The organism is Bradyrhizobium sp. SEMIA, assembly GCF_014844175.1.
In the GTDB taxonomy this organism is placed as follows: domain Bacteria; phylum Pseudomonadota; class Alphaproteobacteria; order Rhizobiales; family Xanthobacteraceae; genus Bradyrhizobium; species Bradyrhizobium arachidis.
In genome coordinates, this window is the sequence record NZ_CP046601.1 from 2,208,796 (window position 1) to 2,230,617 (window position 21,822).

Annotated in this window: 14 protein-coding genes and 2 pseudogenes; 6 read left to right on the forward strand and 10 right to left on the reverse strand. The window is 60.8% G+C overall.

From position 1 onward, the window contains the following. Positions 1–22 precede the first annotated feature (22 nt). A complete protein-coding gene (locus FOM02_RS10710) occupies positions 23–271 on the reverse strand; it encodes a DUF3551 domain-containing protein (RefSeq protein ID WP_027559439.1) in 249 nt (82 codons plus the stop codon). Position 272: 1 nt separating this feature from the next. Next, positions 273–575 (reverse strand): DUF3551 domain-containing protein, encoded by a 303-nt coding sequence (locus FOM02_RS10715; protein WP_027559438.1) that lies wholly within the window; start codon positions 573–575, stop codon positions 273–275. Between the two features lie 253 nt (positions 576–828). Here FOM02_RS10715 and FOM02_RS10720 point away from each other — a divergent pair. The 5 genes and pseudogenes from FOM02_RS10720 to FOM02_RS10740 all read left to right on the forward strand — a co-directional run. Further along, positions 829–1,547, forward strand: a pseudogene (locus FOM02_RS10720) (outer membrane protein). A gap of 455 nt (positions 1,548–2,002) precedes the next feature. Next, positions 2,003–5,506, forward strand: a complete 3,504-nt coding sequence (gene dnaE / locus FOM02_RS10725; RefSeq protein WP_265441753.1) for a DNA polymerase III subunit alpha — start codon at positions 2,003–2,005, stop codon at positions 5,504–5,506. A 107-nt stretch (positions 5,507–5,613) separates the two neighbouring features. Then, the gene (locus FOM02_RS10730) at positions 5,614–6,141 is read left to right on the forward strand and encodes a DUF2846 domain-containing protein (protein ID WP_051377869.1); all 528 of its coding nucleotides are present in this window, start codon (positions 5,614–5,616) and stop codon (positions 6,139–6,141) included. A 59-nt stretch (positions 6,142–6,200) separates the two neighbouring features. After that, positions 6,201–6,941, forward strand: coding sequence for a carbonic anhydrase (locus tag FOM02_RS10735; protein WP_027559434.1), 741 nt, complete (start codon positions 6,201–6,203; stop codon positions 6,939–6,941). A gap of 179 nt (positions 6,942–7,120) precedes the next feature. Continuing rightward, a pseudogene (locus FOM02_RS10740) lies at positions 7,121–8,368 on the forward strand (caspase family protein); the annotation flags it as partial. Here FOM02_RS10740 and FOM02_RS46790 read toward each other — a convergent pair. From FOM02_RS46790 to FOM02_RS10775, 7 genes are all read right to left on the reverse strand, one after another. After that, entirely contained in the window at positions 8,319–10,256 is a 1,938-nt protein-coding gene (locus FOM02_RS46790; RefSeq protein WP_322596960.1) for an AMP-binding protein, read from the reverse strand. The pseudogene FOM02_RS10740 and the gene FOM02_RS46790 sit on opposite strands and share 50 nt — an antisense overlap. 426 nt (positions 10,257–10,682) lie before the next feature. Beyond that, positions 10,683–11,069, reverse strand: coding sequence for an ectoine synthase (locus tag FOM02_RS10750; protein ID WP_265441754.1), 387 nt, complete (start codon positions 11,067–11,069; stop codon positions 10,683–10,685). 623 nt (positions 11,070–11,692) lie between these two features. Further along, positions 11,693–15,523 (reverse strand): SAV_2336 N-terminal domain-related protein, encoded by a 3,831-nt coding sequence (locus FOM02_RS10755; RefSeq protein WP_265441755.1) that lies wholly within the window; start codon positions 15,521–15,523, stop codon positions 11,693–11,695. A 1-nt stretch (position 15,524) separates the two neighbouring features. Further along, entirely contained in the window at positions 15,525–16,556 is a 1,032-nt protein-coding gene (locus FOM02_RS10760) for an AAA family ATPase (protein ID WP_265441756.1), read from the reverse strand. Then, complete coding sequence (locus FOM02_RS10765; RefSeq protein ID WP_265441757.1) at positions 16,553–18,415, reverse strand: caspase family protein; 1,863 nt, start codon at positions 18,413–18,415, stop codon at positions 16,553–16,555. The genes FOM02_RS10760 and FOM02_RS10765 overlap by 4 nt, the downstream gene beginning before the upstream one ends. Before the next feature lie 11 nt (positions 18,416–18,426). Beyond that, positions 18,427–19,596 (reverse strand): hypothetical protein, encoded by a 1,170-nt coding sequence (locus tag FOM02_RS10770; protein WP_051378090.1) that lies wholly within the window; start codon positions 19,594–19,596, stop codon positions 18,427–18,429. A 311-nt stretch (positions 19,597–19,907) separates the two neighbouring features. Further along, complete coding sequence (locus tag FOM02_RS10775; RefSeq protein WP_322596961.1) at positions 19,908–20,270, reverse strand: hypothetical protein; 363 nt, start codon at positions 20,268–20,270, stop codon at positions 19,908–19,910. Positions 20,271–20,532: 262 nt separating this feature from the next. Between FOM02_RS10775 and FOM02_RS10780 the strand changes: the two genes are divergently transcribed. Further along, positions 20,533–20,736 carry a hypothetical protein gene (locus FOM02_RS10780; RefSeq protein WP_265441758.1) on the forward strand — a complete coding sequence of 68 codons (204 nt, stop codon included), beginning with the start codon at positions 20,533–20,535 and terminating at the stop codon, positions 20,734–20,736. A 617-nt stretch (positions 20,737–21,353) separates the two neighbouring features. Here the strand turns inward: FOM02_RS10780 and FOM02_RS10785 are convergent. Beyond that, on the reverse strand, positions 21,354–21,560 hold the full coding sequence (locus tag FOM02_RS10785) for a hypothetical protein (protein WP_027562302.1): 207 nt from the start codon (positions 21,558–21,560) through the stop codon (positions 21,354–21,356). Positions 21,561–21,822: the final 262 nt, after the last annotated feature.

The following is a 21,822-nucleotide window of genomic DNA, read 5'->3' on the forward strand; positions in this document are numbered from 1 at the left end:
GTTGAGGATGACGCAAGCTACCCTAATTGGCGCGTCTCGACCGCCGAGCAGGTTTTGCCTGAGTGAAATACGGGTTCACGACGCAGCTCGCCGAACGTCCGACGGCGAGAAACTTGCACTGCTCGAGCGAGGCGTAGCGGCAATCGAAATAGCCGACCTGACCGTAGATCTGCATGCAGACGGGATAGCTCGGATCATAAGTCTGCGCGCGCGCAGGCGTGCTCATGAAGAGCGCGCTGATCGCAACGAGCGCAAGGGATGTGCGGCGCATCTCAGCGCGACGAGAAATAGCCCGGCGTGAATGTGCGCGGTCGGTTCTGATACGCATAGGGATCATCGCTCTGGCCTGCGAAGTAGGGATTGGCGATGCAGGTCAGCGCGCGGCCCGATGCGCTTGCCTGACACTGCGCGTAGCTGTCGAACCTGCAATTGCTCAGTCCCGGCCATTCGTCGCCCGTGAGGCAGAACGCATGATTGGTTCCGAACGCGCGCGCGGGCGTGCTTGCGTCGAGCGCGAATGTGGCGAGAGCGAGCGAGAATGTGGCGACAATGGGGAGAGTAGTTCGTCCACGCATTTCAATTCTCCAATCACGTGTTTGTGCGCGCGACTTCGTTACGCGCGCACGCGATGAATGTCGTGTAGTCGACATTGGAACTCGTGAAAACACTTGTTTCAAAGGGTTTCCCGCGCGCGCTGCTAAACATGCATTAACGTAGCAAGGGCCTTTGGCTCTCACTGTGGCGTCGAGGTTACAGCAATTCTGTCGATCACTGCTATGACGACAACACGGCCCGGGGGCCTACTGAAGAAACTGGAACGGGAATCAAATGAAAAAGAATCTGTTGCTTGCCGCTGTGAGCCTCGTCGCGCTCAGCGCGACTGCGCCGGCGCTGGCTGCTGATCTCGCTGCGCGTCCTTACACCAAGCGCCCGCGATGGTCGCGACGATCTATGACTGGAGCGGCTTCTACATCGGTATCAACGGCGGCGGCGGTTCCTCGCATGCGACCTGGGATTTCGTCGGCGTCGGCCGCGAAGGCTCGCACGATGCGACCGGCGGCACGGTCGGTGGCCAGGTCGGCTATCGCTGGCAGTCCGGCCAGTGGGTGTTCGGCGTTGAAGGCCAGGGCAACTGGGCCGACTTCTCCGGCGACAACGCCAGCGCGCTGTTCGCCACCCGCAACCGCACCAAGATCGACGCGTTCGGTCTGATCACCGGCCAGGTCGGCTACGCCTGGAACAACGTGCTCATCTACGTCAAGGGTGGTGCGGCTGTGGTCAGCGACAAGTACGAGATCTTCGCGCTCGGTGGTCCGCTGCTCGCTTCGACCAGCGACACCCGCTGGGGTGGCACGGTCGGTGCCGGCCTCGAATACGGCTTCGCTCCGAACTGGTCGGTTGGCGTCGAGTACAACCACATCTTCCTGTCGGGCAAGGACGTCACCTTCGCTGGCTTCGCCGGCTCCGAGCACATCAAGCAGGACGTCGACATGGGTCTCGTCCGCCTGAACTACAAGTTCGGCGGCCCGCTCATCGGCCGTTACTAAGATACAGTCGCTTCGCAGGAAGTGATCGTCGAAAGCCCCGGCCTTGCGCCGGGGCTTTTTTATTGCGTGAATTCAGCAAGTTAACCATTGCGTTTTGCGGTGGCTGAGATGGCTTGACTCCAGGGAACGAAAGGAGAACAATGTTCTTCATACGTTCTAGTGATGGAGCCAGCCATGTTCAGGATTTTCGTGGAAGAAGCCGCCGCACTCGCCTCGATCACGCTGTTCGTCGGGATGATCGCGATCTGGGCGCAGGTGATTCCGCAGCTCTGATTCCCAGTTCTCGGCAGGCCCGGTTGGGGAAAAGCGGGACGACGCGGCGGATCGGCCGGTCCGGCGTGGACTCTCGCGGCGCGACACCCCACCATTGTGAGGCGAGTCGGCCGGGCAAGTGCATGATGCCTTGAGGAGCCGGCAACCGCTCCATCCCATCTGCAAGAGGCCGTCACGCGACCATGCCGAGCGCCGGATTTGTCCACCTTCACGTTCACTCGGCCTATTCGCTGCTCAAGGGCTCGATCAAGATCGCCAAGCTCGCCGAGCTTGCGAAGAAAGACCACCAGCCGGCGCTGGCGCTGACCGATACCGACAATCTGTTCGGGGCGCTGGAGTTCTCCGACAAGATGGCGGGCTCCGGCATCCAGCCGATCGTCGGCCTGGAACTGGCGATCGATTTCGGCGACCAGGACCCGACCGCGCGCAACGCGATGGGGCCCTCGCGCGTGGTGCTGCTGGCGGCGCAGGAGCGCGGCTATCGCAGCCTGATGCGGCTGAACTCGCGCGCGTTCCTCGAATCGCCCGACAGCCATGCCCCGTTCATCAAGTTCGACTGGTTCGACGGCGAGACCGAGGGCCTGATCGCGCTGACGGGCGGACCGGACGGGCCGATCTCGCTGGCGCTGGCCGGCGGCATGGCCGAGCTCGCCGCGACGCGCTGCGAGCGTCTGGCCAATCTGTTCGGCGACCGCCTCTATATCGAATTGCAGCGCCACAACGTCGACAAGGAGCGGCGCATCGAGGGCGGCTTGATCGACATCGCCTATGCGAAGGGCTTGCCGCTGGTTGCGACCAACGAGCCGTATTTCGCCGCGACCGACGATTACGAGGCGCATGACGCGCTGCTCTGCATCGCCGGCGGCCGGCTGATCGCCGAGACCGATCGCGTCCAGCTCACGCCGGATCATCGCTTCAAGACCCGCGCCGAGATGGCGGTGCTGTTTGCCGACATTCCGGAGGCGCTGGCCTCGACGGTCGAGATCGCCGAGCGCTGCTCGTTCCGCCCGATGACGCGCAAGCCGATCCTGCCGTTCTTCACCGTCGGCGCCGCCGCCAGCTCCGATGCCGCCGCGGTCGAGGCCGCCGAATTGAAGCGCCAGGCGGAGGAGGGGCTCGCCAACCGCCTGCGCGTCCATGGCCTGTCGCAGGGCACCACGGAGGAGGACTACAGCAAGCGCCTGGCGTTCGAGCTCGACGTCATCATGCGCATGAAGTACGCGGGCTACTTCCTGATCGTGTCCGACTTCATCAAATGGGCCAAGGCGCACGGCATTCCGGTCGGGCCGGGCCGCGGCTCCGGCGCCGGCTCACTGGTGGCGTGGGCGCTGACCATCACCGACCTCGACCCGATCAAGTTCGGCCTGCTGTTCGAGCGCTTCCTCAATCCGGAACGCGTCTCGATGCCGGACTTCGACATCGACTTCTGCCGACGAGCCGCGCGCGAGGTGATCAAGTACGTGCAGGAGCGCTACGGCCGCGACCAGGTCGCGCAGATCATCACCTTCGGTACGCTGCAGGCGCGCGGCGTGCTGCGCGACGTCGGCCGCGTCTTGCAGATGCCCTATGGCCAGGTCGACAAGCTGACAAAACTGGTGCCGCAGAATCCGGCGGCGCCCGTGACGCTGGCCGCCGCGATCGAGAGCGAGCCGAAGCTCCAGGCGTTCCGCGACGAAGACCCGGTGGTGGCGCGCGCCTTCGACATCGCCCAGCGCCTCGAAGGCCTGACCCGCCACGCCTCGACCCATGCGGCCGGCATCGTGATCGGCGATCGCCCGTTGAGCGAACTCGTGCCGATGTACCGTGATCCGAAGTCGGATATGCCGGTGACCCAGTTCAACATGAAATGGGTCGAGCCTGCGGGCCTCGTCAAGTTCGACTTCCTCGGCCTGAAGACGCTGACCGTGCTCGACGTCGCGTGCAAGCTGCTCAAGCCGCGCGACATCCATGTCGATCTCGCCACGCTGCCGATCGACGATGCCGAGAGTTACCAGATGCTGGCGCGCGGCGAGGTGGTCGGCGTGTTCCAGGTTGAAAGCCAGGGCATGCGCCGCGCGCTGGTCGACATGCGCCCCGACCGTTTCGAGGACATCATCGCGCTGGTCGCGCTCTACCGACCGGGCCCGATGGCGAACATCCCGACCTATTGCTCGCGCAAGCACGGCGACGAGGAGCCGGAATATCTGCACCCCGTGCTGGAGCCGATCCTGAAGGAGACCTTCGGCGTCATCATCTACCAGGAACAGGTGATGCAGATCGCGCAGGTGATGTCGGGCTATTCGCTCGGCGACGCCGACCTCCTGCGCCGCGCCATGGGCAAGAAGATCCGCGCCGAGATGGACAAGCAGCGCGACATCTTCGTCGCGGGCGCGGTGAAGAATGGCGTGCCGAAGGGGCAGGCCGAGACCATCTTCGAGCTGCTCGCCAAGTTCGCCGACTACGGCTTCAACAAGAGCCACGCGGCGGCCTATGCGCTGGTGTCCTACCACACCGCCTATATGAAGGCGCATTATCCCGTGGAGTTCATCGCGGCGTCGATGACGCTCGATCTCAACAACACGGACAAGCTCTCCGAATTCCGCTCCGAGGCGCAGCGCCTCGGTATCAAGGTCGAGCCGCCGAACATCAACCGCTCCGGCGCGACCTTCGAGGTCGGCGACAAGGTCATCTACTATGCGCTCGCCGCGCTCAAAGGCGTCGGCATCCAGGCGATCGAACAGATCATCGAGGAGCGCACCAGGCGGGGACTGTTCACCTCGCTCGCCGACTTCGCCGCGCGGGTCAATCCGCGCGCGATCAACAAGCGCATCATCGAGAGTTTAGCTGCCGCCGGCGCCTTCGACACGCTGGAGCCGAACCGCGCCCGCGTCTTTGCCGGTGCGGACGCGATCCTGGCCGCCTGCCAGCGTTCGCATCAGGCCGAGACGATCGGCCAGAACGACATGTTCGGCATGTCGGCTGACGCGCCGACCATCATGCTGCCGCAGATCGAGCCCTGGCTGCCGGCCGAGCGGCTGCGCCGCGAGTATGACGCGATCGGCTTCTTCCTGTCCGGACATCCGCTCGACGATTACGCCACCGTGCTCAAGCGCCTGCGGGTGCAGTCATGGGCCGAGTTCTCGCGCGCGGTGAAGACGGGCGCCACCGCCGGCAAGGTCGCTGCGACCGTGGTGTCGCGCATGGAGCGGCGCACCAAGACCGGCAACAAGATGGGCATCATGGGGCTGTCCGATCCCACCGGCCATTTCGAGGCGGTGCTGTTCTCGGAGGGCCTTGCGCAATATCGCGACGTGCTGGAGCCGGGCGCGGCCGTGCTGCTTCAACTCGGCGCGGAATTGCAGGGCGAGGACGTTCGCGCCCGCGTGCTGCATGCCGAGCCGCTCGATGACGCCGCCGCGAAGACGCAGAAGGGCCTGCGCATCTTCCTGCGCGACACCAAGCCGCTGGAGTCGATCGCCAAGCGTCTCGCCGGCCCCGAGATGGCGGCCAGCAACGGTGCCGCGCCGAAGATCGGCAGCCCCGGCATCGCACCGCGCTCCAATGGCGACGGCGAGGTCTCGCTGGTGATGATGCTCGACCTCGAGACCGAGGTCGAGATGAAGCTGCCCGGCCGCTTCAAGGTCTCGCCGCAGATCGCCGGTGCGATCAAGGCGGTCGCGGGCGTCGTGGACGTGCAGCAGCTCTAGCCGCGCGCCGCTGTGGCGGGCGGGCCTTGCGAGGTTGTCATACCGGCTTGGTTGCAACCTTTCGCTGTTTCCGGCTAGCATGCCCCGGGGAATGAGCTGGGGTTGTCATGCTGCGATTGGGCGTGCTGTTGCTTGCCGTTGGTGCCGTGCTTGCCGGATGCGTGAGCGATCAGGTCGGGACCGATTTTGCATCGGTGTCGCAAAAGATCGGTCCGCCGCGCGCGGGACAGTCGCGCGTGGTTTTCTTGCAGGACAAGCGGCAAGGCCTGAGCATGGCGCTCTGCGCCTGCGAGGTGAAGCTCGACGGGGCGCCGCTCGGGAAAGTCATCGCCGGCAAATACGCCTATGCCGATCGTCCGGCCGGCCGTCACGAATTGCTGGTCACCGAAGCGCTATTCCCGGGCGACACCAAGCGAGAGATCGTGATGGAATCCGGCCGCACGCATTTTTACCTCATCAAGAGCAGTCCCCGGCATGACGCCGCGACCGGCGGAGCGGTGCTCGGCGGACTGATCGGGCTTGCGGCCGTGTCCGTCGCGACGGCTGGAGAGGCGAACCCGGGACCGGCCGAGCTGGTCCTGCTCGACGAGGCGACCGCACGAACCAAGCTCGCCGAGTTGCAAGCCGTGGACTAAGATGCGGTGTGCCCGCCTCTCTGCTTCGACGAAGGCGGCTCGGTGCGGAGGAACAAAGCATGTGCGAGACCTGCGTTCGTGATCGCAATGTCCACAGCGGGCCTTCGCGGAGATCGCTCATCCACTCGAGCGTCGCCGCCCTCGGCCTGGCCTTTGCCGGCAAAGCGCTGGCCAAGGAGACCAAGCCGCCGCCGAAACCGCAGAACGTGCTTTCGCCCGACGCTTCGTTGAAGCGTCTGATGCAGGGCAATGCACGCTACGTTGACGGCGTGGCGCGGCGTCACGATTTCAAGCACGAGCGCGAAGCGCTGGCGGGCGGCCAGAACCCGTTTGCGGCCGTGCTGAGCTGCGCCGATTCGCGCATCGCGCCGGAATACGCCTTCGACACCGGCCGCGGCGATCTCTTCGTGTGCCGCGTCGCCGGCAATTTTGCCGGCACCGAGACCATCGCCAGCATGGAATACGCCGTCGCCGTGCTCAACACGCCGCTGATCCTCGTGCTTGGCCATGAGGCCTGCGGCGCGATCGATGCGACGCTGAAGGCGATCAAGGACAACACGTCGCCGCCGGGACACATCCCCTCGCTGGTCGATGCGATCGCGCCTGCCGCCAAGGCCGCGATGCAGCAGGGCGGGGAGGTGCTCGACCATGCGATCCGGCAGAACGTGATCGACAATGTCGCCAAGCTGAAATCGGCGGCACCGATCCTCAATGTGGCCGTGGAGCAGGGCAAGCTGAAGGTCGTGGGCGGCATCTACCGGCTCACGACGGGGACGGTCGACGTGATCGCGCAGGGCTGAGCAAGCGGGCTCGCGCCGTCTTTGCCGATGCGAAGCTTGCGCGGGCCTGACACCGGCGTTTGACGTTGGCTGGGCGCCATGCCACCGCCTCAATCCGGGCATCTCGTTCAAGCGCCATTCAGCCAGCCGCGCGTCTGATGCGCGCTGGCACTTCAACGACAAAGCCGGGCAAGCAAGCCATGCGTGGGACGCTCAGAGCCTTCATCTGCCTTCTCCTGCCGCTCGCGGTCCTTGCCGCGGGCGCGCCGGATCAGGCGCGCGCACAGCAGCCGGAAAAGCGCATCGCACTCGTGGTCGGCAACGGCGCGTATGCCAAATCGCCACTGGCGACGACCGCAAACGATGCCGGCCTGATCGCGCAGACGCTGCAGGCGGCGGGCTTCGACGTGGTCGGCGCGCGCGATCTCGATGGCGACACGCTGCGCAAGAGCTTTCGCGATTTCATCCAGAAGGCCCAGGCCTCCGGCCCCGGCACCGTCGCGATGATCTATCTGGCCGGTTACGGCGTGCAGCTTGCGGGCGAGAACTATTTCATCCCGGTCGATTCCAACATCAGCCGCGACACCGACATTCCGACCGAAGCCTTGCGCATCAGCGACTATGTGCGCCAGCTCGCGTCGATCCAGCTCAAGGCCAACATCGTTGTGCTCGATGCGGCCCGCGCCCAGCCCTTCATCGAAGGCGGCCAGCCGATCGCCAGCGGCCTGGCGCTGGTCGAGCCCGAGGCGAACATGCTGATCGCCTTCAACGCTGCGCCCGGCACGGTCGCGCCGGAGGAGCCGGGGCCGTACGGCATCTATGCGCAGTCGCTGGCCGAGATGATCCGCACTGGCGGGCTGGCGCTTCCCGACGTGTTCGACCGTGTCCGCCTGCGCGTCAACGAATCCTCCAAGGGCGCGCAGGTGCCCTGGAACGAGCAGAAGATCTCCTCGCAGTTCTCGTTCTTCGAGCGCGGGCCCGATGCGCCGCCGCCGGCGGTTGCGCCCGACCAGGTCGCCGCGATCCGGAGCAAGCCGATGCGTGATCTCGGCGTGCAGGATGCCTATGCCGCCGCGCTCGCACGCGACACGCTGCCGGCTTATGAGGAGTTTCTCGGGGCCTATCCCGGCGATCCCTTGTCGAAGCGCGTGATGGCGATCGTGGCGGCGCGCCGCGAGGCGATCACCTGGCGGCGGAGTTATCGCGCCGACACGCCGGATGCCTATTGGTCCTATCTGCGCCGCTATCCGCGCGGGCCGCATGCCGGCGACGCACAGCGCAGGCTTGCGATCCTGACTGCGCCGCTCGAGCCGCCGCCGAGCTTCGCCATGCTGGATTACGACGTGCCGCCGCCGCCGCCGGAGGAGGTGGTCTATGTCGACCGTCCGGTGCTGTACTTCAGCGACCCCGATTTCGGCGGTTCAGATAGCCACGTGCCACCCCCGCCCCGCCAATGTAAAGCTCGCCAACCGCGCCAAACGGCACGGGGGCGCCATGGCCGTCCAGCAGGTACACCCGCGTGTTGGCGATTGGACGGCCGATGTGAGGCATTTCGGACCAACATGACGGATCAGCTGCAAGGCGGTGCTCGGAAATGACGCTGATTTCTGTGGACCCATATTGATTGATCAATCTCGCGTTCGGGTGTGCTTCGAAGAACGCCCTAAGCAGTGGAGTGGATTGCAGTCGTTCGCCGGCTGTATAAAGCTCTCTTAAAGAGGGCAGCTGCACGCGCTGCCTACTCCAGACTTCCGCAAAATGATTCAATGCTACGAACGGGAGGAAAAGCCGCTCGATCGCCTCCCGCTGTACAAATTCCAGCAGGTCGGAGAAGCGCCTCCGGGTCTCTTCCTGCACGAGCACAAGCGCTCCGCCGTCCTTCCAACAGATGAACAACTCCTGACAGGACACATCGAAGTTCAGGGTCGCAAATTGAAGTGTGCGCAGTTTTGACGCGCCGATCCCCGCAAGCGAATTCACGAGTGCGCCGTGGGACATTTCAACGCCCTTGGGGATTCCGGTTGAGCCGGAGGTATAGATGACATAGGCGAGATGGCGCGATGTGAGGCCAAGCGTGACTGGGTCCGGGTTCGAAGGCGGCCGCTCGCCCCAAGTCGGGGCCGCCATCTCCAGATCGACCACCTTCACATCGGCCACGACCTCGGCGCCCACTGCGGTTCGACCGGCGACGTCGCAAAGCAGCAGTTTCGGTTTTGCATCGTCGACAATCTGCCGCAGCCGCGCTGAGGGATGCGCCGGATCTAGCGGCAGATAGGCGCCTCCGGCCTTCAGGATCGCCAAGACACCAACCACCATCGCTAGGCTGCGTTCCAGGCAGATCGCCACCGGCTGGTCCGGCTTGACCCCGAGCTCGATCAGATGATGCGCCAGCCGGTTAGCGCGCGCATTAAGTTCGCCATAGCTCAGTCTCTCCTTCTCATGGACCACAGCCACCGCTTCCGGTGCCTTTTGCACCTGCGCCTCGAACAGCTCATGGATACATCGCTCAAAAGAATAAGGCGCCGCCGTCCGGTTCAAATCCTCGAGTAGATACGCGCGTTCGTCGGTTGGCAGAATGCCGATTCGGCCGACAGACTGCCCCGCATCGTCCATCACGCCGCGTAACAAAGCTTGCAAATGCTGTGTCATGCGGTCAATCTGCTTGGGCGCTAATCGAGCGGCATCAAAATGCCAGCGGAAGCGCCCATCCAGAGCGCGAACCTCAAAGGTCAGCAAATCGCCGCATATGGCTTGGGCAGCCTTATGGTTCGTCGACAGACCGTCGGCGACGGAACGGCTCTCTGTCGTGATGGCAATGCCGATCGGCCAAGGCTGAGGCGCCCGTAGCGCCTCCACTCCTCGCAATGTCGGGCAGCGCGCGATCAGATCTCGGGAAAAGCTAGCGTACGCTTTCAGCTGAGCGACTTCGGCCGCTACGGTTTTGCGGACCTTTTCAAAATCATGACCAAGCTCGATGCAAACATCCATCGGCACGACGGAGGCGATCAACATCTCGACGAGTTTGCAGCCAGTTTGCAATCCGTCCCATGCAGGCTTCCATCCCAGTTGAAACTCTTCTTGCCTCGTGATCCGAGCGAGATAGATTAGCCAAGCCGTTACCAAATATTCCGAGCGTTCTTGCGGGGACAGTTTAGCCAACGCGCTTGAGCTGAACCACGAACTCGACTGCCATCGGGAAGGCGCCGCAGCGACGGACGATGACACGAAAGGAGGATGCAATCTTCTAAACTGCTCGAGGCGCCGTCGCCAAAACTCCTCCCCGCGCGCCAGCAGCTCATGTGCGCCAGATATGCTCTGCACGTGTTCATCGCTCATTCCGCATCACCAAGTATGGTGTCGGCAGTATCGCAGCTGCCCCTCAACCGGGTCAGCGTTTCTGGTAAGCGTTCTCATCGAACGACTTCTCCTCTATGGCGCTCTTTAGAGGATTACGCATGTATCGTGCCAACGGTGAAATCGAGTGCGATCACTGCGATCGTCACAGCGGGGCTATGTCAGCTCTCCAACAGCGTCGCCCGACATCGTACAATTGAACGCGCCATTAATCGGCATAAGCATCCACCGCTTGGTCTTCCGGACAAGCCTGGACTCCCAAAGTAATTTGTCGGACCAACTTGCAAACCGGGACAAAGAGTTTTTCTGAGGTCCGCGCGTGCGGTACGGGGCAGTGCTGGATGGCTCGAGTAAACGTTTCTCGCAATTAGCGGCAGTTCATATTGGATCGGTGTTTCTTCGCATCGCTCAATATGTGGAGCCTGCAGGGTCGTCGAGCTTGTGGCGCTCGGTTCCGGTGAGGGGCGGGTTGAAGATGCTAACGAGGATCAAGTCCTTGCCCCGTCCCCCGCGCAGGAAATGCTTGTCATGCTTGTCAAGAACATACATGTCGCCCCGGCGAATGGGAAAGACATTCCCGTTCATGTCCTCGACCTCACCCTCTCCGCCGATGCAGTAGCAGGCTTCGAGATGATTCCGGTATTGCAGAAGCGAAACGGTGTTCGCGCGCACGACGGTGTGGCAGATGCTAAAACCCATGCCGTCCTTATCCGTCAGGAGGCGGTGGCTAGTACCATTGCCCCAATCGACGAAGTGATCGGTTGCTTCAACGTCGTGCAGACTACGCACAATCATAGTGTTCGATTGCCCCGTGCAGATTGACGTGATTGATCCAAAGACTGGAGGCGGTTGTTCTGCCCCAGAACTGCGGCCTCCCCCGTCGCGCGGCCGACTGGGATCTCCGTCGAAAAACCCCGCCGCCGGTTGCCGAGAACCCGTGCAGTAATCCTACGGGATTGGCTACACGCAAACGCCCTGCCATTCGCCCCACATCGACTGTTAAACCATAGGCGCGAGGTATTTCGCAGCCGTCCCGATCGGCGCGTACCAGCTTGATGGCACCGCTTACCTTTGTATTTCCCAGAATGCTGCTGGAGATATTGCCGGCGACATCAACTGTCTCCAGTCGCAGATTTGGCAAGTCGTCTCCTTCCTAGCTGTGCCTGTCGCCGCGAACACGGACACCCATCGTCTCACTAGAGCAAATGTCATGCCGTGATAGCATACCGATGAACGACAAATATTGTGGCTGTCTCAGCTGGCTAGCGAGTGAGCGATTTGGCCGCGCGTGTAGCCAATCTAACAAACTGGCGAGATATTGGCCGAATACAAACAGGTCCTCGAGCGAGAATCGGTCGAGCAGAGCGGAGCCTCAACGTCCCCAAACCACTTCAATCCGCGCTTTTAGAAGTTGCAAACTACTCCTGGCGTCGCGCTCGGAAATCTTGGCATAAGCTGCGCCGCCCTGTGGCTGTCCTTTGAGCTATTTCTTTTTTTTTCGCAATCTTGCGCTTCGGCTTCCGAGTTCTGGTCGCAGATTTAGCAGACTTTGACTCGGAGGGGGCCTTCTTCGCTCGTGGCGATCTTGGGCCGGTCTTCTTAGTCACAGGACCATCTTGAAAAGCGCTCTGCACTCGTCCGACCAACACCTCGACGCGGTGTTGTAGGCTCGCTGCTTCATTTGTGCGACCAGCGGCGCGGAAATGGTTTGCGGCCCGTCGGAAACACGCCTCCGCGGCTTTGCGATCAGTCACGCTCTCAGTAAGCTCACTTCTGAGCAAGAGAGTGTCACCGAGGTGGCTCTCCACGCGCGCAATTTCAAGCGGGTCCCGCTCGACTTTGGGATAATATTCCCGAAGGCGTAAATAGTGTTGGATTGCCGCGGAGAGGTTTTTTGCTTGGTTTATCCGGGAGGACACTTGGACATAGGCAGCGGCGAGCCGGGCTTCTAAATGCATCCATGGGATGTCTCGTTTGCGATCTCTCGACAATAACTTTGCGACCTGTCCAAGCTCGCTCTCGGATTCGACTGGAGACTGCGGCAAAGCGGCCAGGGCCGCAGTGAGGCGGCGTTCGAGCTGTTGTCGAACATCGAGGACAACTGATGATCGGCTTTGCTCCTCTTCAGGCGGCTCCAGCAGAGACTGAACAAGTGCGCGCACGAACAACGACGCAAGCTGTCTATTGACCGTTAGATCCTGCCGTGGAGCATCGCTCAACACGTATACTGCTAGAAGATGCGCCTGCGGAAACTCCTCCTGCAGCTCGGCGATTTCGTCCATGCCGGACGAAAAGCCGGCGACGGACAAAGCCGACCGGCCCCTTTTCATTCGCATATCGGCGAGAGTCCCGAAGGCTACATGCGGCGCCCCGGGGTTTGGAATGGAGATATACCGAGACCAGTCGTCGCCGTAGGACACTCTGTGCGCAGCATTGAGAAGTCTCATTGAAGGAGCCAGCGTTTCGCGCTCCTCCCGGGCGAACTCGGTCGCGACCAATAGTCGACTTCGGTCGGACTCGTTTGCTCGATAAGCGGTCCCGACCACGATGATTGCCTGAGGAGGATCGGCACGCGGCATGCGAAATTTGCTTGGAAAAAGTGACAAGCTCATCCCGCCATCAGGTCCTTTGAGTTCAAACGAGTCGAGCTCGTCCCGCGAGCTCCCAGTCCGACGAAATTCGCGGGCAAGCAGTTCCTTCACTTCGCCAATACTGGTGACAATCCACGAAGATCGGATTGGGCCTTGGGTCGGAATCATTGCGGCTAAAGGTCCGCAAATCGTGAAATCATTCCCGGATAGGCGAATCGAGACCTCGCTACTCAGACGCTTATGCAACCTTTGGGTCAGGGATCGCGTCGTCACGTAGCCGTTCACGGTCGCCGTACGCAAGGCGTCCAGTATCTCCGCCGTAAAGGACCGTGGTGCAATAGCCCGCCGCCCAAATCCCTGGGCAACAATTGTCAGGATGTTTGGGAGCACGGGATGAGGTATCCGCTGCACGAGAGACAGCGGCATGATGGTCTCGCTCCCCAATAGGGGCGCGCCTTCTCCATCGATTATGCACACGATATCGTCAAACGAGCCGTGATTTGCCGACTGAGATACAATCTCCGAGAGCGCAATATCTTCCGGTTCTGACGAGCCCATCCTCAGAAAGAGCTGCTGCTGGCCGTCGACAACCGTGTGTCCAGCAAAATAGATGAAAACTCGGCGATGGTCGCCAGCGCCTTTGGCGTGCTTGGCTAAGCTTTCGACCGCATCCAGCAGTTGAATTCGGTCGGGCTGTTCCAAATAGAGAACCTGCTCGCGCGCGATGCCTATTTCGCCGAGCCACCCCACAAAACTTTGCGCGTCGGCGTGAGCGTCGGCAATCAGCGGCACCCCCGGCACGCCGGGAGCGCCAATGACCAGGGCGAACTGGCTAACGGTCTTGAGGGGTGCAGTCGGAGCTTGCTCACCTTCATCGTCGGCCAGCGGCTCGCCCGCGATTTCCTCCCACACTCCGACCCTCAGCCGCCATTCGCCACTCGAGTTCTGCCGTACGAGTCCGTTTTCAAGCAGCCCTTTCCAAACGTCATCCTCTGTGCTTTCTGGGTCAAGTGGTAGATGGCGCCCGTATCGGAGCTTATCCAGAACGTCAGCAAGCCGGCGCTCGGAAAACCTGTTTCTAAATTGGTGAGCCTTCGCCTTCAAATCAGCGGCCGTTGCTGGATCGCCAAGCAGAGCCCGGCTCACTCGGGCGAATGCTGATGCGAAATCGGGAATTGAATGTTCCCCGCGTTCGTCGAGGTATCTCACGGCGTATCTGCCCACGCGATCCTGGATATTTTCCAAATGCATCGAGACGCGCGCCTCCAACTCGGACGCAGCAGCTTCGGCTTCAGACTTGCGCAGAGACCGCAATAAGATTCTTCGAGCGAGCGCACGGACCTCAAAATAGGTGCGCTCCGGATCGCTGTTCGCCGCCGCTTCCGCGGTGCCGACGATCCCACTCAGCATAACCTGCGCAAGCACATAGGGAGAGGTATCTCGTCCGAGAACTGCTTCTTGGACCAGCCGCGCGACGGGAAGCGTGAAGGGGGTCGTGCACAATAGACGCGCAAGCCTGAGCGCGTCGGGTGACTGCACCGCGAGAGCTGAGATGATCTGCTCGAAATCGGACTCGGAACGGTTGGCCCGGTTCGGCAGCAATGACGTGATGCGCGAGGAATCCAGGAAGATCACCGGATTGCTTCCGCCGAGCCCCATCTGCATCTTGGCAAATCGGTGTACGCTCGCGGGATCCAGGCCTAGCACCGGCACGAAGGGACTGGTCGTTTCGTCAGAGATCGTCCACCAATAACGGCGTACGTCGAGCTGCGCTACCGGAAGCCCCGGCTTCACAGCCGAACAGAGGCCTTGAGGCTCTCCCAACGGGGATCGCTTGCGATCACGCTCTGGCAGTAAATAGATGAGAGCGACCGACGATGTGTCCAGCCAATCGCGCAGAAGCCGATCATAACTGCCGTTCGTCCAATTCGGCGAAGAACCGTGCGTGGCGAGAAGGACGAGCCTTGCAACTCCGCTGCCGGCGACGAACTTCGTTGAGATGCGCGCGCCAGCCTGTGACACGAGCACGAAATCAGAACCCTCCGCATCCCTCGCGCGGGACCGCTTCTCAAGGTGCCAGAGACGCACATCGTCGAAAGCGCCGCTTTCCTGCAGGATCTTGAAAAATTCGCGAAGTGTTTGTCGCCAGATTGGGATCGCCGGATCGTCCTCGAGCACGAGATCGACGGTAAACCAGCGCTGCTCCGAGGGTTTAAGGATCGGAAAGGGAAAACCGATGGTCGCGGATGCGTCGACTGTTTGCTCCTCGTCCATTTCTGACCGCTCGGCAGATTTTCTACGGAGCGTGAACGGCCGTAAAGCGCGCGAGAAGTCTAGGCGGTTTGGTAAGGCACGCGCTGAAGGAACGGAGCCGAGCGAGGCCCTGCGCGTCCCCACCCCGCTCGGCGCGTCGGCCCAGACTTGGGCGGGCGCGGCGCTTCGTGGACCAGCGGCGGCTTCGCTGGTCCGCTCGATGACGGCAGCACCATCGAGCGCCGGCTGCGTTTGGACGGCCGGCGTGCGTTGCTGCACGTCTTCCACGTCGTCGAATAACTTGCCACTGACGTGGTGGGCCAGCCAAAAGCAGTCGAGCATATGCTCAGCGGCTAGATCTACACCGCCCGAGCGCAGCCCCCTCAAAAGGTCGGAAAGCTGCATATCAGCTCGCGGTGAGTGAGCGGAGAAGGTTTTGCTTCAGTTGTTCGAGTTCCTCCTTGTTGAAGGATCTTGTACCATCGGCTAGCGAGACCGTCAGGAACATGGCGTTCAACAGCTGGTCCGTTGCGAGATCCTCATTTTTTGCCAGCCGTTCCGCGAATTCCTGGATGAGGTGACGTCTCTTATTCGTGCGATCCTCATCCTCGTACTTGCCCAGCTGTGATTCGACGATGTCAGCCAGTTGTGTCTCGGAGGGCTGGGTAACGTTCAATCTGATGCAGCGGCGCAGAAAAGGAGCAGGAAAATCGCGCTCAGCATTCGAAGTAATGACCACAAAGGGAAATTCGCCGCACACGATCCTTCCGTCGGCGATCGTGACCAGATCTCCAAAGTAGTCTCGCACCCGGACTTCATGCGCATTCGTGCCCCGCTTCCGGGATCGGGCTGTCGTCGGCTTCGGCTTCAGGCGCACGAGCTCGGGGATTTCATAGGTACCCTCTTCAATAACGTTCAGCAAGTCGTTGGCGAAATCCAGATCGGACTTGTCGATCTCATCGATGAGGAGAGGCCGCGGCCAGGTCTGGCCCATCAGCGCTGTACCCAAGGGGCCAAGGCGGAGGAAGTCCTCCACAGGCGGATCCTTTGTCTTGCTCGCTTGGAGGCGGCCAACCGCATCATACTCGTAGATCCCGCCCTTCACTGTAGATTTCGAGGAGATCGGCCAACGGATGACAGATCCAAGGCGGAGTTCGTAAGCAACTTTCGAAATGAGGGTCGATTTGCCAGTTCCTGGCCTGCCGGTAAGGAGCAGCGGGCGCCTAAGATAGAGGGCAGCATTGACAGCCATCCTCATCGGTTCAGTGGGAATAAAGGGGTCGGCCCTCTTCTTCTCGGAGGCCAAGTCCAGCCCCGCGGGACGCGATAATTGGCTGTTGCGGCCAGCGAACCGCCATGGCGGCGCCGGCGGAAGATCGTAGAGCCTGTCGGTCTGTTCTGCGTCTTTGCCGGTAAATATCTTCCAGTCTTGTGTCATGTGCTCGTTCGCGAAGGAGATGAGAGTTTCAAAAATGGCTTGAAATCAGGATCGTCCCATAGCAAGGCCCCGTGCACCGCCAACTCGTTGCATTCCTGCCGTCCGTTACGAATCCAGCTTGGAAGGTCTTTGAGCTGACCCACACCGGCTAGGGCGTCTAGAAGATATTTCTTCAGTGCGATCGTCCAGTCTCCGCCGCAGGCCGGCTCCTTCTGAAGCCAATAGGCGTAACCAACTCCGCGCAGCACCACGCGTCTTAGAATATCGCGGCGCCCTGTTTCCGCGTGAGGATCGGGCCCGCAAATGAAGCCGGCATAGCAGAAGCCTTGATCACCAGAAAACATCTGCGGCAGCTTGGTTGCTTCGCTCGGAATCTGTACGAGCTTGATCTTGTCCGGCGAGCATTTCGCCATTGCCTGCTTGTAAGCCAGAACGGCTTGTGGCGGCGGATCTTGATAGGCTCGGTACTTGTCGCGCAGCACCACGACGTAGTGCTCACCTAGTTCGCCCTCGTTGGGCCGCGGTATTTTGTGGAATTCGTGATGAAAGAGGAAAGGCCGCACCACGAATTGGATCTCGCTGATCTGGACTCCTTTCTGAACCATGGAGTCGAGCGCGCTGTTCACGGCAGCGCTCAGCTCATCCCAATCCGCTAGCTGCCGTTGGAAAGGCGGAACATTCAGCCACTTCCCCGCCCGCGTGCATGCAAATGCGGAAAGAAGCGAAGGGTCTGCGCGTTCATTGCCGTCAATTTCAACGATAAGCAGCTTCTCGTCTGCTTCGGCGGCTAATCTTTCCCTGACCGAGTTTCGCCGGTACGCGAGAGGTGCTGGCAACTCCTCGAGCCACCGTTTCAGAGGCGCGCCCTCGGGATCGAAACTGAGCCTCGTCACGAATTGCAGGAAGGCGTCCGATATGTCCGTAAGGTCCTCGGCATCCAACATTTCCGCGAGCTCGGCGAGCATCTGGACCAGGTCGGGATCACCTTCCACTGGCAGTCTCAAATCTGCAAGGGTCGCCTCATAGGAGTTGCGGATTGCTTGCGAACTCAGATTTGCGCTGGCAAGCAACGCCTGCATCTCCAATACATGGGGCGGATATGACCGTGCGGAGGATCCGCCGAACCGTCGGCCTGCGATCGTCGTCGCCTCGTCATCGGCATCAAGCGTGAACGGCTTCAGCTTGGCTTTATCCAGCTCAGGTAGGAGTGTCTTGAGCACAATACCCGTGTCAGGCCAGGTTTTCTGCCGACCAAGCCAATCCAGCGCGACGTCAGAAAATCCGCCTCTGGAGTACCCGCCTTCCCGTGTGGCGAAAGCTGCGACCTGTCTTGCGTGCCGTTGCCCGCTGACCGAAAGCTGGTCCGGATCAATCACGTCGCTGTACCTTGCGCAGACGTCGACCAGAAAGATCTGCTCGGTGAAACAAGTGTATTCCGGATGGGAGCCGAGCCGGCGGAATCTCCGTGTGGCATTGAAAGTTCGGTCATCGCATCTCCCAGCATCGTAGTCGCTGCAGAGAAGGATCCGATCTCCTGCGCCGGCATATCCATGTCCGCACCAGTATAAGAACAGCCGCGAGTCCGGCGGTATCCCAGCTGGAACGGAAGCCAGTTCATTGAGAATAGCCGCCTTCGTCGGTTCCTCCAAGACTGTTACGCCCTCGGCCCGAAGTCTCTCGATGTCCACTTCGCCCCTATACCCGTCCGACGATGAGGTCCGATTGACGAGAAGGTGAATGTTCTTTGCCTTGGCGCCCATCCCCAAGAGGTGGCGAGCAGCAGTCATCGCATTAGCAAACGGCGAGGAGATATCGATTCCGCTACGGGAATATTTCTCAATTCCAACGATTACGGCCACAATCTCTCTCATTATTCCTGCCCGGTGATGAAACTTCTGATCCTGGTCCAGACGACTTCGTTGCCAAAGTAAGCGCTGTGAGATTCAGGGAAGGGTTGCCCTGAGGCGACCTCGAAATCGATCGCATTGGGAAAAATTCTCGAGGCGAAGAAACTCAGAAAATCATTTCTGTCGAAGACATTCAGCCATCTCGGAAAGCCTTCGCGCAGCTTCTCTCCAAGTTTCAATGAGGAAAGCGAACCTATTTCGTGCATGAACGACGATTGGGAGCCGAGGGTCACGAGACCATCGACCTGCGGAATGTCGCCTAAAGCCAGCAGATCCACACAGGCGATGCCGCCGAGGCTATGTGCGACGATGGTCACTGGCGCAGGACAGGACTCAATCTTGCTCTTAATGAACGAGCGGATCTTGGCTCCGTTGGTCTGATAAAGCAGGACGTCTCCGAGAGGGAGAGCCGCGACCGCATTGAGCGCGTTGCGACGATCTCTGACGTATCTCGTCCCGGCGCGCGCCACAAATTTGAGAAATCGGTCGCTTATCCCGAACACCTGTTGCTTCCAGTCAATCAAGAGCCGCTGCACCAGCTTCTCGCGGTGAACGGCGGACAGAGCGGGGCGCGAGCGAGAGATGGCTTCCACATGCAGCTGCGCCACCAAAGCTCGGGCGAGCGCGCGGAACGCTTCTTGAGGTTCATGCTCGGACGCCTCAAATGCGCGCTCGGTGACCTTATCGGATAAAATCCGGGTTCGGGCGGGCTCCCAAACATCCTCAAGGCCACCGCGAGCGAGCAATTGCCGGAACTCCAGGCTGGGAGCGTACGCCCTCACCTGTTCGAGATTTTGCTCGGCCGGCGTTGGTCCTTCCGGATTCAGAACGCCTGCATTTGCAGCACTTCCATCGGGAATTCCGAGCAAGGAAAGTTCGACAAGCGGATCATCTAGGATCCAGATCCACTGAGCGAGATCCTCTTCCGCCTTGAGCTCGACTTCCGCGGTCGGAACATCCGGAAGAGAAAGCCCTTCGAATTCAACCCCGAGGGGGTCTCCCCAAGCACAGGGGAACAAATTCCGTCCCAAGCTGCACTCGCTGGCCGTTTTCTCGGCGACCTCTAAGCTCTTCTCGTAATTGCCAAGGCGAACACCAGTGCCGTGCACGAGAAGAATAGATCCTTGCGGCATGATAGGACTCCGCTGATCACCACCTGCACGAGCCTACCGCGCCCCCTGCACGTCTTCAATCGGTGGCGTTCTGTTTGAACGCGGGCGGAAGGCGCACGCTCAACCTACTGAGCCAGGCTATTCCCTTGCCAGCCCGCTCGTCCCAGGGACAAACGGCCGCTCGCTCGCGCGGCCATTTTGCTTCGATGAGTCGCGTGCGCGTCCCAGAGACACTCTAACTAACATATTGATCTTTAATTCGATTTCGTCGGAAAAATTGGGCATCCCTGAGTAGAACTAGGGTGCCACGGCGCCCCACGCAGGTCAGCAGATCAGACCGCCGGGGTTCCGGACGCGCACGTCGTTCGCGGCTCCGCACCTAGCTCGCCGGCTCGTCCGCCCCCTTTCCGAAGGCCAAACGCGAGCGGGAAGGTTTCGGCCGAAAGAGACTCGAGCGCGATCTGCTCTTCTGTGAGGCGTTTTTCGATGAACTGACGCTCCACATCCGACAGGTTCGACTTCAGCAGGCGACGATAGCGGTGGATGTTGTTGCGGTAAGCACGAATGCGGGCGAAGTATTCATCGAGCATCCTGGACGCTCCTGACGTCGTCGCAATGTCTACGAAGAGATATTCAGGCGAGATGTCGCTGGTTAACGCGCTGCCTGTCGTCGCATCGCGGAAACCGTTCGGCATGGCAGCTCATGATATCATTCCTAGCATTTCCATTTCGACGATCCGCAGCGTTTTTCGCTCGCCAGCGCCGATTTTCTGCTCCGGTAGTCCCTCAAACAGAGCTGGACGCTTGTAAGGCGCAAGGAATAGTCGGCAGGCCGCGGGTGGCGGACGCTTGTCGCCAACAAGCTCGCCCGCCAGTATTCTCTCCCGGCGAGCTGAACATCATCTGCCGATGTGCTATACGCAGCTTCGTTGAGAACAGGTTTGTTTGAGAGTTTCGATGTCTCTTTCGATTGGATTGATTGTGGACGGCTATGTGAAACTAAACAACCGCAGCGCGCTGGAGAACCTTCTGACGCATCGGCGGGAGCTACTGCAGAAGTTGAACCGCGTTACCGGAACTGATCCGAAGGAAGCAATCGTTCAGATCAGTCAAGAAATTACAGTGATCGAAAAGGCACTTGCGGCGCTCCCACAGGAGTAAACAGCAACGGCGCACCGGCTCGCGTGAGTTGACGGCGCTCCGGCGCCGAAGACTGACTTCGCCCGCATTTGCGAATGAATGTTATGAGCACAACGCCTCCCCGGTATCGTGGCGCGCAAGGATGCGTGCGAAGGCTTGGATGCGCTGCCTTTTGCGCGAGCTGCTCTCTTTCAACGCTTGGCCGCTCGCAGCGAGCAACCCGCCTACCGATTCACATATGCAAATGCGGCGCGGCGGCTTGCATGGGCCTACCGTGACGTATCGAGGCAATGACCTGGGGGCTAAGATTGACTGACGGCGCTTGTTCGCAAAACAGATTCTTCGTTCGGAAGGGCGGGAAGGGTTGGATGGTTTATGAGCCACGACATGAACAATGAGCTTCAACACGTGGATCGCGTTCGCGTCCGCTGCGCGCGAAAGGATGCGCCATCACAATGCTCCATCCGATGACGCTGCGTCTTGGGTGACGTAGGCCGCCATCGATTTGCGACCACAACAGACCTCTGCGAGCTGGCCGGATCGCTACGCCGCAGGCGGCGCGACGGCGCGAACCTAGAGAACGGGCCAGGATCTTCAGCACTGTGATTTGGAAATTTACCTCAATGACAAGCCAGGTCCTAGGTGTACCGCCACATCGTTGGCGCTTTGGAAAGAGCTTCCCGACCGATCTGTCTAAGCAGATCGGGGCGCGTCTCACCTCTGGTGGCGGCCTCCAGGATTTTGGAGGCAACGTAGGCGCGGACGCCGGCGTCATACGGTGAGACGTTCTCGCAAACCTCCTCCAAGATCGTGCGCAGGAGCGCGGTCGTGACACCGTCCAGCATTGGGAGATCTCCCTCATTCCATCGAGGAAGATAATGGGCATTTGCTGGGCGGCAACGCAAGTACATCAGATCGTATGAGGCTTCGCGACTGCGCGTCAGTCGATTTCACGACGGTGCTATGCCCAGCATCTCTGCGATCGCGGATCAATTGCGGCAGCTCGCTTAACCGGCCTGCTTTTGCTTTTCTCGTCGCTCCTCTCCGGCTTAACAGACAAGCTTGGCAGAGCTCAGAGCCCAATGCGACGCCCTGCGATTACGCAGG